This is a genomic window from Pararhizobium sp. LjRoot255 (genome assembly GCF_964252905.1).
GTDB lineage: Bacteria > Pseudomonadota > Alphaproteobacteria > Rhizobiales > Rhizobiaceae > Pararhizobium.
The window spans coordinates 58733-75283 of the sequence record NZ_CAXUPQ020000004.1 but is presented as its reverse complement, the minus strand read 5'-3'; the positions used below and the strand labels follow the sequence as shown (position 1 = coordinate 75283).

Below are 16551 nucleotides of genomic sequence, written 5' to 3'. Positions count from 1 at the left end.
GCGGTTTTAACGAGCGTAATCTCTTATAAAATGGAGGGAACAATGCTCACACCTCATCAGAGGCAGCGTATTCAGCTTACTGCATTTGCCGCGGCCGCGATCGCCTTCGCAATTGCACTGACGAACCCGCATTTTCGGGCTGGGATGGCCGAGGAAATGGTCTTGCTGAGCGAGGCTCAAACGCTGCAGGCTGAGGCAAAACTCTTGGCGTTCAAAAGGATTGTGTCGGTCGTCAATTCGGCTGCAACGAGTATAGATCACGGCAACCAGCGTCCCCAAGGCCTGCCCGACTGAAATCCATCGGGCTCAGGCGGTTTCGGTGTTGCACAGCGCCGACCTTTGTATTGCAGTAGCAGCTGTTCAGGCGAGGAGTTTCCACGACCTAGGATGCGAGTTCCGCGACCGCTTCGATTTCAACTGCCATTCCAGACGGCAGAGCGTTGGTGCCTGATGCAATTCGGGCATGTTTTCCCTTTTCGCCAAACACGTGGCAGATAAGGTCGGATGCCGCATTGAGCACCCGTGCCTGATCCTCAAAGGTATCTGCGCAGCGAACGAGACCGGCGAGGCGAACCATACGCACCACACGATCAAGATCTCCGTCACAAGCGTGTTGGAGCTGCCCCAAGATATTCAACGCGCAAAGGCGGGCTGCATCCTGCCCGTCTTCCAGGGTCAAGTCTCCCCCGACGACGCCTTTGTAAACAAGTTTCCCCTCCTGTCGCGGCCCCTGCCCGGCAACGAATATTAACGTGCCGGTGCGCACATATGACAGATAGTTGCCCTGCGGAGCATTCACCTGAGGGATTTTCAAGCCGAGCTTGGTCAAGCGACTATCGATCGTTGTCATCGTTTTGCTCACTTCAACTGACGCCAATCCCCGCTATCGCCTTTCCATCCGATGACCCTCCCGGCCAGCCGATCAAGCGTGTTGCGTAGCGCCTCGACGAGCCCTTCCCACTCCCGAGCAGAAATTCCGTCGACGGCCGGCTCCGGTCCCATGAACATGCCGTCGACACCCCCGAACGAGACGCATTGTTCTATGCATCTGCGCTCCAATGCGCCGCCGTGAAAGATCGATGGCTTCTCCAAAAGCGCTGAAAGCGCTGCAATCAACCCGGTGGCTCCCCAGTTCGAGACGTTCGCTACGATGAGGTGGTCCGCTGCGGTTGCAGCTGCAACGCCGCCGCGACCAGGGTGTCCGCTGTCCTTGGCCTTGGGAGAAAAAGCTTTTAGATCTTCACCGATCAGCCCCATGCCGAGCTCGTTGCCCCCATCCCCAATGGCAATGAACGGAATCTCGCGCTCTTTTGCGCTCAAGAAGAACTGGTCAAGATCTGCGACAAGATTGTCCAGCGGCCGTCCGCCGAGCCCGTGGTAGAGGCCTTTGTCGTTTTGGCCGGGCCGCTCGATCGAAATTACCAACGAAGGCTTTGTTACCTCGAGAAGCTGGTCCGTGATAACCCTGCATCCTGCTGCGTCCTTCGGAACGCTACGTATATAGACCGGACGGACAAAATCGACCGGCGTGATCCGACCATCTTTGGGGAATGGAAGCGGCGCAAGTCCGGCCCCTCGACATGTACCTTCCATCATGCCGAGCCAGTCTTCATCGGTAACGATAACGGTCTCAACACCAAGCCCCAGGAATAGAGCGCGGGCCAGGAGGGCCGCGCCAACGGGTCCATCCGTCTCGGGAACACCGCCTCCCTCCGGAAACCCCGTCGCGATCACGATCGGACCGCCGCACTCGCGAATGATATCGACGATAAGATTGGCGGCATTCATACAAGCGGGCCCAGGTTGACGCGATTGCAGCGCGTTGTAGATCTTGCCTATGAGGCCAACGCCCGTGAGATCAAGCGTCATGAAGTTCTCGATTGTCTGGGCAATATTCTGGCCTTTGACACTTTGCAGATCAAGCATTGTCAGCTCCCGGGTTCAAGCTTGAGTGGTCAGATAGGAGGCGAATTTTTCGGCGTCGACATTGCCGCCGCTCAACACGATGGCGACGGTCTTTCCTTTGACGTCGACCTTACCGGCGAGGACCGCCGCAAGAGCGACCGCACCACCAGGTTCAACGACCAGTTTCAGCTCGCGGTAGGCAAAGTGAACGGCCCGTACGACATCCGGGTCCGACACAGTCACCCCACCCGCGAGGTGATCCCTGCAGACGGGGTAGGTGAGTTCTCCCGGGGTCGGCACGAGCAGCGCGTCACAAATCGACGTTCCGTCACACAAGGCGGTCCGGCGTTCGCCGGCGGCAAGTGAGAGGGCCATACCGTCAAAGTGCTGTGGTTCCACACTGTAGATCGCGGTGCCTGGCATCGCGCTGCGGACGCCGCAGGCGGCGCCAGCGACCAGCCCGCCCCCTGAGCATGGAAAGAGGGCGGCATCCAGCCAGCACCCTATTTCCGCAACCTGATCGGAGATTTCGGCTCCAAGCGTTGCCTGACCAGTCATGACATAGGGATCGTCATAAGGCGGAACGATGACGGCGCCGGTTTCCTGAGCTATCCTTGCGCCGATCTCTTCGCGCACTTCCCGAGTTTTGTCGTAAAGTTGCACGATCGCCCCGCTCCTTCGCACGCTGTCAATTTTCGTGCGTGGAGCCTCCCGCGGCATCAATACCGTGGCCTTTATGCCCAGTTCTTTCGCAACATAGGAAATGGCGATACCGTGATTCCCGGACGACCAGGCGACAATCCCGCCCTCACGCGCTGTCGCATCCAGTTGCAGGGCCCGGTTCAAGGCGCCGCGCAGCTTGAAAGAGCCGGAGCGCTGCAGGTTTTCCGGCTTTAGGAAGACCCGGGCACCTACTAGCCGGTTAAGCGTGTCGCTTTCGATGATCGGCGTGCGGATCGCAAAAGGCGCAATCCGCCGCCTTGCCTCCTCAATCAAGGCTTTCGTCGGCTCGAAATGGCTTTTTGTGGCGTTGTCGACCAATTCGCATCCCCCTATTCGTGAAGGAGATTGAAGCGCGGCAGCCCCTACAAGTGAAATTATATTATTCGATCAGTTCCTATAAGAAAATTGAATGTCACGAAGCCTCAGGGCGCGCCGGCGGCGACCTGTGCTGCTATTTCGGCAAGCTGTTCGAACGTGCCGTGCTGCACGCCTGCCTGGAAGTAAGCGTAGAAGCTCAACGGTTTCAGGTCGATGTCACTATCGACCGTCTTCAGTTTCTTCATGCTCTCGCCGCTCAGGGTTCCTTCGGCGACGAGCGCCACACCGAGGCCGTCCAGCGCCATTCTCTCTATCGTTGAGATCGAGGAGTTTGTGAATATCCTGGGGTTGCGGCCCGTTTGCCGGAACAACGTCTCCCGTAGATAGATATAAGGGTAGGTGTTGCGCGGATAGGTTATGATCGGGATGCTCGGCATCGACCGTAGCGAAATGGCGTTGCCCGGGACGAGACCGGGAACGGCATAGAATTTCAGCGGATAGTCTTTCAGCTCGATACACGTAAAACCATCGAGGATCGTAGGGCCGAGCATCAGCGCGATATCGATATCGCCGTCGCGTAGGGCATTCATCATCGAAGGCGTGACATCCACGGTCATATCGATGTCGAGTTTGGGGAAGTGCCGGGCCACCTGTTCCAGAAACGTTGCGAGCCAGGTTTGTACGATCGTCTCGGAAACACCCAAACGAATGGTACCTTCCATATGACGGCTCAGATCGAGGTCACGTTCCATTGCTGCAACCTGCCGCAAAAGTAGCTCTGCATGGCGAAACAGCGTACGTCCCGCAGAGGTCAGTGCGATTGGTTTTGCCGCGCGGTTTAACAACGGCTCACCGATCAGTTCTTCCATAGCGCGGAGACGCTGCGAGATCGTCGGCTGCGTCGTGTTGAGCCGGTCGGCGGCGCGCGAGAAACTTCGCAGATGCGCCGTCCAATAGAAGACCTCAAGACTTCTGAAACTGACCATCACTTCCTCATGCAATCTCGGCGGGAGCTCAAAGTGCCACACGACAGCAAGTCGCGTGCAGCACTAACGGAAAGCCTTGGCTCCTTTGCTGAAAATCTGTCTCGGCATTTATCAGAGGCCACTTACCCACGAGTCCAACAGTTTGCCGGCTCTCGCTTCTACAATTCAATCATGGCCAAGTTGTTGAAGCTGAGGGGCGCCTCAGGCGAGCGCGACACCTGCTTCCCCACTCGCGGATACCTACCTGACTATTCCTCTTGAAAGTTTCGACTTAGCATCGCCCAATTCCTGGCTAGACGCGAATTTCAGGTCCAGAACCAGTTATGAATTGCAACAGGCGCAAACGCGGACTGCAGCGATTCGGATTCTCGCTGTCGCTCCGCTTTTCCGAAAGGAGCTTTCCCCGTGGCTTCGCTGACACCAGAGGTCTGCCACTGCGGACGTAGCCCTTTCATGCCTCCCTAGGAATAGTCGATTTCAATTCGGCGTCTTTCCACCAGAGACCGACGTGCAGCGTCTAGGAACACTGCAGCATCATATGCATCTTCAAGTGTCGACAGCGGCGCCTGAGACTTAGTCAAACATTCGTCGAGAAAATAGCTCTGTACCTGCAGGAAGCTGTCCCAGTAGGTCGCATCGTCCCAGAACGGGGTGGTCGCGTCGCCAAATTTGGTGACGTCCCACGGCACAACACCGCTACCCTCCATGCCGATGACCTTGAAGTAACATGACCAAGGCTCGCGGCTTCGATCATCCGCGGAAAAGCTGCCCCACAGATTGGCAATCTTTCCATCAGAATATTCTGCTGTAATCATCAGTTGGTCGTGGGCGTTCTTGTCCGTGAAATGAACATTGGTGCCAGTCGCATATACATGTGAAGGCCGGCCTAAGAAGTAAAGCATGCAGTAAGCATGGTGCACCATAAGCTCCCGCATCGTTAGATCCGGTTCTCCAATCGATGCGTCGTGCCGCTTGTTATAGATCGCCCAAAAGTTCACAATCTGCCCAAGACGCTCGGCTTTGATGTGCGCGTTCAACCGCCTCATACTCTCCGCATAGACGTAATTATGCGAGGGCATGCAGGTTAGATTCTGCGCGGCGGCAATTTCTGCGAGTTCCCTGATCTGCAAGGCTGCCTCGCAGAGCGGCTTTTCTAAAAGCACATGCTTTCCCGCCATCAGCGAACGCTTCGCGTACTCGAAGTGTGAGGCTGTACTCGTCGCGACAAGTACGGCGTCGATATGTTGATCCCCAAGCAAATCTTCAACCGTGGGATAGGCGGTCCCGCCGAATTGCTGGCAAAAACTATCCGCCTTGCTGGATGATCGGCTCCATCCTCCAACAAATGTGTGTGAGCCAAGTTGGCGAAGTGCTTCGACGTGAAGTTCGGCCACGCGACCCAACCCGATAAATGCAACCTTCATTGGAGTTCCTGCTTTGAGTTATAGAGGTGGGCTAGCGGGCGATCGACACGGGCCGACCTTCTTGCCAGGATTGGGTCGCGGCATCAGCGATCAATTGCGCGCGAAGGCCATCTTGCGCATCGGGAATGGGCTTAATACCCGCCGAAACCGCTTCCACAAAATGCTCCATCTCGGCGAGATAGGCGGCCCCAAACCGTTCAAGAAAAAATGGCTGCGCACGTGCTTTTTCGAAGCCCGCGCTGCTCGCGCTCTCGACGAGATTTTCCAGGACATTCGAGACACGCAACATGCCTTTTGATCCATGTACTTCAAGACGTTTGTCATATCCGTAGGTCGTTCTGCGAGAGTTTGTAATCTGACAAATCCGACCAGTGGACGTCGTAAGGATTACTGCTGCTGTGTCCACATCGCCAGCATCTCTGATAGCCAGGTCAACTAGGTTGGACCCGACTGCAAAGACTTGCGCGGGTTCCTCTCCCAGAACAAAACGCGCCATATCGAGGTCGTGGATCATCATATCGCGGAAAAGTCCCCCTGAACCTTGGATATAGCTGACTGGCGGAGGCGCAGGATCTCGGGACGTTATGGAGATCGTTTCAACTTCTCCTATGTCGCCGTCCTTGACTCGCTTTTGTAGGGCTGCGAAATGCGGATCGAACCGCTGGTTAAAGGCGGTCATAAACGGCACTCCGGCCTTCTCGATCGCCTCGATGCAAGTTCTGACTCGCTCGGACGAAAGGTCGATCGGCTTTTCGCAAAAGATTGCTTTGCTTTCTGCCGCTGCTGCGTGAATCATATCAAAATGAGTGGCGGTTGACGTCGCGATCACGACCGCATCGATGTCCCTGGCGGCAATAAGGTCTGAGGCATTGCGCACCTCGACGCCAAACCGGCCCCCAGCCGCTTCAGCAGCGGTTGCGGAAACGTCGGCGACGGCAACAAGCTTTGCTGCAGGAATTTGCTGGATCGAATGAGCGTGGACTTGTCCGATTCTCCCGCAGCCCAAAATTCCTATGCGCATCATCGAGTTTCCTTTCATGATCGAGCGTTATCCCAATAAACGATCCGAACCGGGGAACCTGTGTCCCCTCTAGGTCAGATGTTAACGTATACAACGAAGTTATTTGGCCGATGTCAACGATTACATGTACGTTTCGGACCCGATTTCAGACCGAATAAATTCCTCGAGAGCAACTCGGTGGATCTATGGCAATGGGGATGCTGACTTTTGGGATGCTATTAGGACATCCGTTGCGCTGACACGTCAGTATTCAGAATCACTCTTGGGATTTCGGCAAGCCGAGCTTCACCAACCTACAGTTCTAGGTCACTGCAGTCGACGCGGACGAGACCCGAGTGGGCGGCTCCTTCAATGACGACAGACGTTTATGTCACTGAGCGAACAAAGTACTTGACGACGTCTTATTGACCATGAAGGGTGTCTTCATGGTGACCAGTCGTCGCTTTCCGAGACTTCCGCTTTACAAAAGGGACAGGTCCAAGAATTGAATTGTAAGACGAGTTTTCCCCAATGACCAAGCCGCCCACTGTTCACGATGTCGCGCGCCTGTCGGGCGTATCCACGGCGACCGTGTCGCGGTATTTCAGCGGGAAAGCCGATGCGATCGCGCCTCGAACACTTGAAAGTGTAAAAAAAGCAGCGGAGACCCTTGGCTATACACCTTCGGAAATCGGCCGATCACTTCGCCTTGCCCGCAGCAGGGTGGTGGTAATGCTCGTTCCCGACGCCTCGAATCATTTCACCGCCGACGTCGCCGCATCGGTGGAAACGGCGTTGAAGTCGTCCGGTCTTTCCATGGTTCTGGCAAACGCGGCGGAAAATGCAGAGCAACAGGACCGGCTGCTTTCGGATGCGCAGGGTCTCCGCGCGCGAGCCATCGTCCTTCAAGGCGCGATAGATACGCCTAGATTGCGTGAATTGTGTGCCAGGCAAAACAACATAATTTTCGTGAACCGGCGCCCCGCTGAGGGAATTGACGCTCCCTATGTCGGCGTCGATAATTTCGCGGCAGGCGTCGCGGTAGGGAAATACTTCGCTGAGCGTGGGTACCAGAACTGCGTGGCGATTCACGGGCCAAAAACCTATTCAGGAAGCAGCGAGCGGCTTGATGGGTTTATAGCCGGTCTCGGCGACAGAGCGCCACTCGAAAAGGTGGAAGGCGCGTACACCATGGAAGCTGGTTACGAGCACGGTCTTAAATTGCTTTTAAAGCACAAGAAACGGCTCTCTATATTTTGCGGTAACGATATGATCGCCTACGGCGTCCATCGCGCAGCAATGGAACTCGGTCTCGCAATTCCCAAGGACGTCATCTTGATGGGGTTTGACGACAACCGCCTGAATGATTGGCTGGCTCCGTGGCTGTCAACTGTCACGGTTCCAGCCTTTGATTACGGGCCGGCCATTGCGAAGTTGATTGAAAACGCGCTGAAGGAAAAGACGACTGAACGCAACATTATCTTGCCCTTCAAGATCAAGATCAGGCAGTCCGCCTAGTCTGTAGCGCATCCAATCCGAATTCTTCGCCTCGTCAAGCGCCCAAGGCTTCCACTATCGCCGCGAAATCGGTGGCCTTGAGCGAGGCTCCGCCGACAAGCGCGCCATCGACATGCTCGATTGCGAAAACCGACCTTGCGTTTGATGGTTTCACCGAGCCGCCATAGAGCAGAGGAACCGCCCCGCCGTTGTCGCCAAACCGCTTCTTCAGGGCGGCGTGGATCGCACGGTGGGCTTCGCCAATCTGGGCTTCCGTCGGAACCCGCCCGGTGCCGATCGCCCAGACAGGCTCATAGGCAATGACGGTATTGGCAGACGTCGCGGTGTCCGGCACGGAACCCGCAAGCTGGCGCTCAATAACCTTGAGCGTTTCGTTCGAATCCCGTTCGTGCTGGGTCTCTCCGACGCAGATGATCGCGACGAGACCGGCTTGCGTCGCCGCTATTGCTTTCGTGCATACTGTCGCGTCCGTCTCTCCATGTTCCGTCCTGCGTTCCGAATGCCCCAGGATCACGTATCTGGCGCCGGCATCCAACAGCATCTCTGTCGAGATGTCTCCGGTGAACGCTCCTGATTTTTGGGCATGGCAGTCCTGCCCGCCAATCAAAAGCTTCGATCCGCTCGATGCGGTGCTCGCCCGTTCTATGAGCGTGTAAGGCGGGATGACAACAACATTGCATGTCACGCGATCCGCTACGGCTCTCATTGCCCGGACCTCTTCCAGAGAGGAGGAAAGCCCATTCATTTTCCAGTTTCCGGCGACCAGCTTCCTGCGCATCGCGATCACCAGCAGCAGAAACCGCCGTCGACGAGAAGGTCGACACCGGTAACGAAGCTTGCCGCATCCGAAAGGAGAAAAACGGCAGGACCGACCATCTCGTCCACTGTGGCCATGCGCTGCATCGGAGTCTGCTCTTCGAACAGCCGGGTCTGATGCACCATCTCAGGACGCGTGTTCATCGGCGTGGCCGTGTAGCCGGGGCTGATGGTGTTCACGCGGATGCCGCGGCCCACCCATTCCATCGCCATCGACTTCGACATGTGGATCACGCCGGCCTTGGAGGCGTTGTAGTGGCATTGGCTCAGGCCACGGTTGACGATCACGCCCGACATCGAGGCAATGTTGATGATCGACCCACGCCCGTTCTTCAGCATGGCGCGGGCTTCCGCCTGGCAGGACAGGAAAACGCCCTTCAGGTTGATGTCCATCATCGTCTCGAACTGGATTTCCTCCATATCCTCGGCCGGATTGGCATTCGCGATGCCGGCCGCGTTGACGGCAAGGGTGAGCGGGCCCAGTTCGGCCTCGGTGCGGGCGACCGCCTCGTTCAGCGCCGCACCGCTCGTCACATCGGCGGCGATCTGGATGCTGCGGCGTCCGGTTCCAGCAATGAACTCGGCAGTCCTCGCCAACCCGTCGTCGGTGCGGCGATCGAGCAGCGCAACGTCTGCCCCACATTGCGCCAGACCCATGGCGATCCGCTGGCCAATGCCGCTGCCCGCGCCTGTGACAAGTGCGACGTTCCAGGAAAGATCGAACATTTTCGGCGCATTGAGAGTGATATCAGTCATGATCGGAATATTCCTCGTTCAGATGGTCGCCAGTTCCATGACCGAGACGTCGGTCGCGTCCTTGCGGTCGAGAATGCCGGCCTGTTTGCCCTGTGCCATGACCATGATGCGGCTGGAGACCCCGAGAACCTCCTCGAGATCCGAACTAACCACGATCACCGCGACGCCCTCACGGGCGAGATTCATGATGAGATCGTAGATCGAAGACCGCGCGCCCACGTCGATACCGCGCGTCGGTTCGTCCAGCACTACGACCTGCGGCTTGCGCGCCAGCCATTTGGCCAGTACTACCTTCTGCTGGTTGCCGCCGGAAAGCTCGCCGGCATTCTGCCCGCCGCGGCCTTTCACGCCAAACCGTCTGATATAGTCTTCGGCGAACTCACGGATGCGGCGCGAGGAGAGCCAGCCGTTGCGGGCGATCTCGCCGAGATTGGCATAGCCGATGTTTTCCGCAATCGAATGCTCGAGCACCACGCCCTGTAGCTTGCGATCCTCCGGCACGAGAACAATGCCATGGCGGATTGCGTCGATGGGAGAGCGGGGTGTCACCGCTTTTCCATGCAGAAGCACGTCACCGGCGGAGATGGGATCGGCGCCGGTGATGGCACGAACAAGTTCGGTGCGGCCGGCGCCCATGAGGCCAGCAATGCCGAAGACTTCGCCCTTGCGGACGGAAAAATTGATGTCGCGGAACGCCCTGGACGGCGAAGAAAGGTTGCGCACCTCAAGTGTCACCTCCTCCGTCGGCGTCGGAAGGGTCGGGAACATGCGTTCGAGCGAACGCCCGACCATGGCCTCGACGATGGTGCGGATTGGCACGTTGCCGCTGTCGAATTCCTGGACCTTGGCGCCGTCGCGCATGACGACGACGCGGTCGGCGATCTGCCGGATTTCCTCAAGACGGTGCGAAATATAGATAATGCCCACCCCTTCCGACTTCAGACGTTTGATCTGTTGGAAGAGCAGCTGGGTTTCTTCGCCGCCCAAAGCGGCGGTGGGCTCATCAAGGATCAGCAGGCGCGCGTCGAGGGTCAGGGCCTTGGCGATCTCGATCAGCTGCTGCTTTCCGGTCGAGAGCCCTTCGACGACGCGTTCGGGCGAGATATCAAGACCCAGGCGGTGCAAGCCGCGCCGCGCCCGCTCTTCCATTGACTTCCGGTCAATCCGTCCGGACTTCATCGGATAGCGGCCTACAAAAACATTCTCTGCAATCGAGAGCTTCGGAAGCAGTTTCAGTTCCTGGTGGATCATGCCCACGCCCTCGTCCATCGCGGCGCGCGGATTGGCGGGAGCATAGGTTTTTTCAAACCAGGTCATCTCTCCGGCGGAGGGTTGCACGGTGCCGGAAATGATGTTCGACAGGGTCGATTTTCCGGCACCGTTTTCGCCGAGCAGCGCCACGACCTCTCCCGGATGGATGTCAAGATCGACACCGTGGAGAACCTTGATCGGACCGTAGGACTTCTGGATTCCACGGAGCGACAGGATGGGAGAGCGGATCGTCATGGCGCTGCTGCCTTTCGGGGTTCAAGCCGGATTACGGATGGCTCTTCACGAATTCCGGCGCGTTTTCGCAGGTCGTCAGCACGGCATTCGGGGTCTGGCGCTCTTCGACCTTTTGGCCCGCGGCCACGGCGAGCGCGGATTCAACGGCAAGGACGCCCATCTTCTGCGTGCTTTGTGTCGCGGTGGCAATGAATGGCCCCTTGCACTTGGCGAGGTATTCAAGGGCCGAAACGTCACCGTCATAACCGCCGATAATGACCTTGTCGGAGAGGTTGGCCACGTCCATCGCCTTGGCCGCACCCATCGCCAGACCGTCAGCCTGCCCGAAGATGATCGTGATATCGGGGTTCGCCTGCAGCATGTTCTGCGCGATCGAGAAACCCTCGTCCGCGGACCACATGTTGCTCCACTGCTGGTCGACCAGTTCGACGCCCTTGGCCTCGTCGATGGCGCGCTTGCAGCCGGTAAAGCGGTCCACTTCCGGTGTTGTGCCCTTCTGGCCGTGGATGATCGCCATCTTGCCCGAGCCGCCAGCCTTTTCGATGATGTATTTGCACACCTCGTAGGCGGATTCCACGCTCTCGCCGGCGATGAAGGTGTCGCCCGGCGCGCCTTCCGGGACGCGGTCGACGTTGATCACCGGAATGCCCGCTTCGCGAGCAAGGCGGGTCGGCACGGCGGCGGCGGCCGCGCCGGCCGGGATATAGATGAACGCGTTGATGTCCTGCGTCATCAGGTCCTGCACCTGGCTGACCTGGGTGTTGGTGTCGTTCTTCGCATCGACGACAACCACTTCAATGCCCTTTTCCTTAGCGTGCTTTTCGACGCCGAGCTTGATCTGGTTGAAGAAGTCCGCCTGAAGGTTCGGAACAGCAAGGCCGATCTTCTTGACCTCGGCAGCGGATGCCGGAAGCGCAAGGACGGATGCAGCGGTTGCCGCCATCAGCAGTTTGGACAGTTTCATGATTTTCTCCTCCGAGTTTCCCGGTGGCGCCCTGACCTCGCAGGAAACCACCTCCCTTTTGCCGGCCCACACCATTGCGAACCGTTTTCAGCGCCCCGCCTTGGCGGCGGGGTGAAAGTCGTTACTTGCGCTTGCGGTAGGTCTCGGCCGTGACGGCAAGCACGATGACGGCGCCAATGATGACCTGCTGCATGAACGGGGACACGCTGAGCAGGTTGAGGCCATTGCGCAGCACGCCGATGATCAGCACACCGATTATGGTGCCGCCGATACCGCCCGTTCCGCCCGATAGCGAAGTGCCGCCGATGACGACCGCCGCGATGGCGTCGAGTTCATAGGAGACGCCCGAGGACGGCTGGACCGAGTCGAGACGTGCCGCTAGCACCATGCCAGCTAAGCCGGCGAGAAAACTGCAGACGATATAGACGAGCACGGTCGCCCGCTGGACGTTGATGCCGGCAAGCCGCGCCACCTCCGCGTTGCCACCGATGGCGTAGAGCACGCGCCCGCCATGGCGGTAGCGCTGGTAGAGAAGTCCGACGATGAAGACGACCACCATCACGGCGACGGTCAGCGTCAGGAAGCCGCTGAAGCGCACGATCGCCATCATGTTGAACCAGGCCGGAAAGCCGATGATCTGCTGGCCATCCGTGATCATGTTCGCGAGGCCGCGGGTGATCGACATCATGGCCAGCGTGGCGATGAAAGCCGGGACGTTGAAGCGCGTTATGAGAAGGCCGGCGATAAGACCGTTGAGCGCGGCGGCGGCGAGCGCCAGCGGAATAGCAAGGCCCATCGGCACGCCGGCAACGACGTTCAAGTAGCCCAAAACCATCATCGCAAGAGCCATGACCGATCCAACCGCAAGGTCGATGCCGCCGATCAGGATGACGAGTGTCATGCCGACAGCCATGACGCCGAGCACAGTGATCTGATCGAGCACGTTCAGGAAGTTCCGGATCGACAGGAACTTGTCCGTCGCAAAGGTGAGAAAGAGGCAAAGGACGATGAGGCCGATCAGCGGCCCCGTAGCTCCGCGCAGAGACGGCAGCATGCCGGCTGCGAACCCCTGTCTTGCTTTCACATCCGCCACCATGAGCGCTCCTCCCGATCGTTTGCAGCCTGCGTTCATCGACCGCATAAATATTCAAGCCAGTGTGGAAATTCATAGCGCATCCGGCGAATGGGTGTCAAGGCTGCGTCGCCGAATTTTTTAGTGCCTATACCCCTATTTCCTCTTGACTCACTCAACATTCGTGCAAATATATGTCGAAGTGTATATTTATTCACTAAGAGGGTTTCATGCAACCGAACGATCTCGACCGTATCGCTCGCCAGATCCGCCTTCGCGATCTGCAAGCGGTTTTTGAAGCTGGCGCCGGCCATATCGGCGGGGAAATGTCGGCCATCGACATTCTGACGGCACTGTATTTTCGCGTGCTGCGCATCTGGCCGGACCAGCCGAAACATCCGGAGCGCGACCGTTTCGTACTCTCGAAAGGCCATGTTGCCCTGGCGCTCTACGTAACGCTGGCCAAGCGCGGATTCATCCCCGAGGAAGAGATCAGCACGTTTCTGAAGCCGCATTCACGACTGAATGGACACCCGAACTGCAACAAGGTTCCGGGCGTCGAGACCAATACCGGGCCCCTTGGCCACGGCCTGCCCGTCGCGGTCGGAATGGCCAAAGCCGCCAAGCTGACCGGCGCCGGCTACCACACCTATGTCATCACTGGTGACGGCGAAATGCAGGAGGGGTCGAACTGGGAGGCCATTTCGTCCGCGGCACAGTTCGGGCTCGACAACCTGACGCTGATCATCGATCACAACCGGTTCCAGCAGGGCGCCGCGCTGAAGGATACCAACAACATGGCGCCCTTCCCCGCCAAGCTCGAAGCCTTTGGTTGGGACGTGACCGAGATCAACGGCAATGACATGGTTGAGATCGTTCCGGCCCTGGAGCGGCGCAGCAACCGTCCGCATTGCGTCGTCGCCCATACCAACAAGGGCCACGGCATTTCGTTCATGCAGGACAAGGTCGACTGGCACCACAAGGTGCCGAATGCCGAACAATACGAGATAGCCCAGGCTGAACTTTCGGAGACCCTGTGATGAACGCCGTGACACCATCTCCCAAGCTGCACGATTGCCGCGACGCCTTTGTCTCCGTTCTGGAACGCCTTGGCGCCGACAATTCCAAAATCGTCGCGGTCTGCAATGACTCGGTCGGCTCGTCCAAACTGGGCGGGTTCAAAGCCAAATGGCCGGAACGGCTGGTCAATGTCGGCATTGCCGAACAGAATATGGTGGGCGTCGGCGCGGGCCTCGCAAATGGCGGGCTCCTGCCCTTCGTCTGCGCCGCCGCCTGCTTCCTCACCGGCCGGTCGCTGGAGCAGATCAAGGCCGATATCGCCTATTCCAATGCCAACGTGAAACTCGTCGGCATCTCGTCCGGCATGGCCTATGGCGAGCTTGGGCCCACCCATCATTCCGTCGAGGACTTTGCCTGGCTGCGCGTGCTGCCGAACTTGCCCGTGATCGCGCCCTGCGATTCGATCGAAACCGCCGCGGCTGTCGAATGGGCGGCCGCTTATGAGGGGCCCGTCTTCCTGCGCCTGTCGCGCGTGGGCGTGCCGGACCTGCTGCCCGCCGGCCACACATTCGAGCTGGGCAAGGCCAATCTGCTTCGTGATGGCGACGCGATAACCCTGATCGCCAACGGCACGCTCACCCACCGCATGCTGAAGGCAGCCGAGCTGCTCTCGGGGCAAGGCATCGAGGCGCGGGTGCTGAACATGGCGACGGTCCGCCCGATCGACGTTGACGCGGTTGTGGCCGCGGCTCGCGAAACCGGTGCCATCCTGACGGCGGAAGAGCATTCAACCTTCGGCGGCCTCGGCTCGGCGATTGCAGAGGTCGTGGTAGCGGAAGCCCCCGTACCAATGAAGATCCTGGGTGTTCCCGGCGTCTTTGCCCACACCGGATCGGCCGAATTCCTCCTGGACGAATTCGGCATGTCCCCCGCCGCCATAGCCGAGGCGGCTGTCGCATTGATCGCACGGAAGTCTTCACGCGCATGATTGCGCGGGGTTAGATGACGTGCCGGGCGCGGCAGATCCTCCCTGACGCCGCGCCCCCAATTCCCGCCCGCTGGAGCCGCCATGACGACTGTCATTCTCGCCATTGACCAGGGCACCACAAATTCCAAAGCGGTGCTCGTTTCGACAACCGGGGAAATCCTGTCGCGCGGTTCGTCTCCGGTCGGCATCGAGCATCCGCAGCCTGGCTGGGTCGAACAGAGCCCGCTTCGCATCTGGGAGTCGGTGCAGGAGGCAATCGCCGCCTGCTTGCAGGCCGGACCTGCGGTAGATGTAGTCGGCATTGCGATCTCCAACCAGCGCGAGTCCGTCACCGTATGGGATGCCGCCACCGGCAAGCCGCTCGGCCCGGTTGTCAGCTGGCAGTGCCGGCGCAGCGCACCCGCCTGCGCCGAACTGATCTCAGCGGGCCATGCGCCGCGTGTGCAAGCACTTACCGGCCTTCCCATCGACCCGATGTTCCCCGGCCCGAAGATGAAATGGCTGCTCGACCGCGTGCCTGCAGGCCACGTGGTCCGCCTCGGCACGATCGACTCCTGGCTGATCCACTGTTTGACGGATGGCGCGGTCCATGTCTGCGATACAGCCAATGCCGCCCGCAGCCAGCTTTACGACTTGAACCGCCAGGTCTGGAGCGACGAGCTTTGCGACCTGTTCGGCGTGCCGAAATCGGCCCTGCCCGAGGTGCGCGACAGCGCGTCGCGCTTTGGCGAGACCAGAAATGTGCCGGGACTTCGAGACGGCATCCCTATCGCGTCGGCCATCGGCGACAGCCATGCCGCGCTCTTCGGGCATGGCGCTTTCGAAGCCGGCGACGGCAAGGTGACATTCGGCACCGGCTCATCGATCATGACGACGCTGCCCCGCTTCATTGCGCCCAAGCATGGCCTCACAACGACGATTGCCTGGTCGCTCAACAGCCAGCCGACCTATGCCTTCGAAGGCAATATCCTCGTTTCGGCTGCCGCCCTGCCGTGGATGGTGGAGATGCTTGGCCTGCCTGATGTACAGGCGCTGATCGATCTGGCCGCGACGGCCGAAGCTGGCGGACCGGGCTTCGTGCCGGCCTTCGTCGGCCTGGGAGCGCCGTGTTGGCGGGCCGATGCGCGCGCATTGTTCTCGGGCATCACTTTCAACACGACGCGCGCCCAGATGGCCCGTGCGGTGACGGATTCGATGGCCTTCCAGGTTCATGACGTCTTCAAGGCGATGTCGGCGCAATCGCCGACGCCGCTTGGCCGCCTCTACGCCGATGGCGGTCCGAGCAAGAATATCTTTCTGATGCAGTGCGTGGCCGACACACTCAATCATGTCATAATCCAGTGCGACGCACCCGAGGCTTCCGCCCTTGGAGCCGCCTATCTGGCTGGCCTTTCGTTGGGCGTCTGGCCCGATCTTGCAGCCATCGCAACCTTGCCACGGGCCGGCAATCCGTTGTTACCGCGTGCGTCCGATGCGGCGGAGCGGCTCGTGATCTGGCAGGATGCAATCTACCGCTCGACCCTCTCGGTTCCTTCAACTATGAGTGAATAAAAAT

At 59.0% G+C, this 16551-nt stretch carries 16 protein-coding genes; 5 read left to right on the top strand and 11 right to left on the bottom strand.

Annotation, left to right across the window (positions count from 1 at the left end):
• Window positions 1-294 (top strand): hypothetical protein (locus tag ACSQ2W_RS26860; protein WP_436089209.1); only part of this gene is annotated, 294 nt, incomplete at its 5' end.
• Window positions 295-382: 88 nt separating this feature from the next.
• Here ACSQ2W_RS26860 and ACSQ2W_RS26855 read toward each other — a convergent pair.
• From ACSQ2W_RS26855 to iolG, 6 genes are all read right to left on the bottom strand, one after another.
• Window positions 383-850, bottom strand: coding sequence for a RidA family protein (locus tag ACSQ2W_RS26855; RefSeq protein ID WP_436089208.1), 468 nt, complete (start codon window positions 848-850; stop codon window positions 383-385).
• 8 nt (window positions 851-858) lie between these two features.
• Entirely contained in the window at window positions 859-1926 is a 1068-nt protein-coding gene (locus ACSQ2W_RS26850) for a DUF4392 domain-containing protein (protein WP_436089207.1), read from the bottom strand.
• A gap of 15 nt (window positions 1927-1941) precedes the next feature.
• Entirely contained in the window at window positions 1942-2946 is a 1005-nt protein-coding gene (locus ACSQ2W_RS26845) for a threonine ammonia-lyase (RefSeq protein ID WP_436089206.1), read from the bottom strand.
• Window positions 2947-3050: 104 nt separating this feature from the next.
• Window positions 3051-3932: a LysR family transcriptional regulator gene (locus ACSQ2W_RS26840; protein WP_436089205.1), complete on the bottom strand. Its 882-nt coding sequence runs from the start codon at window positions 3930-3932 to the stop codon at window positions 3051-3053.
• Window positions 3933-4393: 461 nt separating this feature from the next.
• On the bottom strand, window positions 4394-5356 hold the full coding sequence (locus tag ACSQ2W_RS26835) for a Gfo/Idh/MocA family protein (protein WP_436089204.1): 963 nt from the start codon (window positions 5354-5356) through the stop codon (window positions 4394-4396).
• Window positions 5357-5387: 31 nt separating this feature from the next.
• A complete protein-coding gene (iolG, locus tag ACSQ2W_RS26830) occupies window positions 5388-6380 on the bottom strand; it encodes an inositol 2-dehydrogenase (protein WP_436089203.1) in 993 nt (330 codons plus the stop codon).
• A gap of 507 nt (window positions 6381-6887) precedes the next feature.
• Between iolG and ACSQ2W_RS26825 the strand changes: the two genes are divergently transcribed.
• Window positions 6888-7874, top strand: a complete 987-nt coding sequence (locus tag ACSQ2W_RS26825; RefSeq protein WP_436089202.1) for a LacI family DNA-binding transcriptional regulator — start codon at window positions 6888-6890, stop codon at window positions 7872-7874.
• 34 nt (window positions 7875-7908) lie between these two features.
• Here the strand turns inward: ACSQ2W_RS26825 and tpiA are convergent, their stop codons facing one another.
• From tpiA to ACSQ2W_RS26800, 5 genes are all read right to left on the bottom strand, one after another.
• The gene (tpiA, locus tag ACSQ2W_RS26820; RefSeq protein WP_436089215.1) at window positions 7909-8619 is read right to left on the bottom strand and encodes a triose-phosphate isomerase; all 711 of its coding nucleotides are present in this window, start codon (window positions 8617-8619) and stop codon (window positions 7909-7911) included.
• 38 nt (window positions 8620-8657) lie between these two features.
• Complete coding sequence (locus ACSQ2W_RS26815) at window positions 8658-9446, bottom strand: SDR family oxidoreductase (protein ID WP_436089201.1); 789 nt, start codon at window positions 9444-9446, stop codon at window positions 8658-8660.
• 18 nt (window positions 9447-9464) lie between these two features.
• A complete protein-coding gene (locus tag ACSQ2W_RS26810; RefSeq protein ID WP_436089214.1) occupies window positions 9465-10946 on the bottom strand; it encodes a sugar ABC transporter ATP-binding protein in 1482 nt (493 codons plus the stop codon).
• Between the two features lie 37 nt (window positions 10947-10983).
• Window positions 10984-11916: a substrate-binding domain-containing protein gene (locus ACSQ2W_RS26805; protein WP_436089200.1), complete on the bottom strand. Its 933-nt coding sequence runs from the start codon at window positions 11914-11916 to the stop codon at window positions 10984-10986.
• 121 nt (window positions 11917-12037) lie between these two features.
• On the bottom strand, window positions 12038-13012 hold the full coding sequence (locus ACSQ2W_RS26800) for an ABC transporter permease (protein WP_436089199.1): 975 nt from the start codon (window positions 13010-13012) through the stop codon (window positions 12038-12040).
• Window positions 13013-13218: 206 nt separating this feature from the next.
• On the opposite strand from ACSQ2W_RS26800, the gene ACSQ2W_RS26795 reads away from it, so the two are divergent.
• The 3 genes from ACSQ2W_RS26795 (at window position 13219) to ACSQ2W_RS26785 (ending at window position 16547) form a co-directional block, all read left to right on the top strand.
• Entirely contained in the window at window positions 13219-14028 is an 810-nt protein-coding gene (locus ACSQ2W_RS26795) for a transketolase (protein WP_436089198.1), read from the top strand.
• The gene (locus ACSQ2W_RS26790) at window positions 14028-14996 is read left to right on the top strand and encodes a transketolase family protein (RefSeq protein ID WP_436089197.1); all 969 of its coding nucleotides are present in this window, start codon (window positions 14028-14030) and stop codon (window positions 14994-14996) included. Before ACSQ2W_RS26795 ends, ACSQ2W_RS26790 begins: the two co-directional genes overlap by 1 nt.
• Before the next feature lie 81 nt (window positions 14997-15077).
• Complete coding sequence (locus ACSQ2W_RS26785; RefSeq protein ID WP_436089196.1) at window positions 15078-16547, top strand: FGGY family carbohydrate kinase; 1470 nt, start codon at window positions 15078-15080, stop codon at window positions 16545-16547.
• Window positions 16548-16551: the final 4 nt, after the last annotated feature.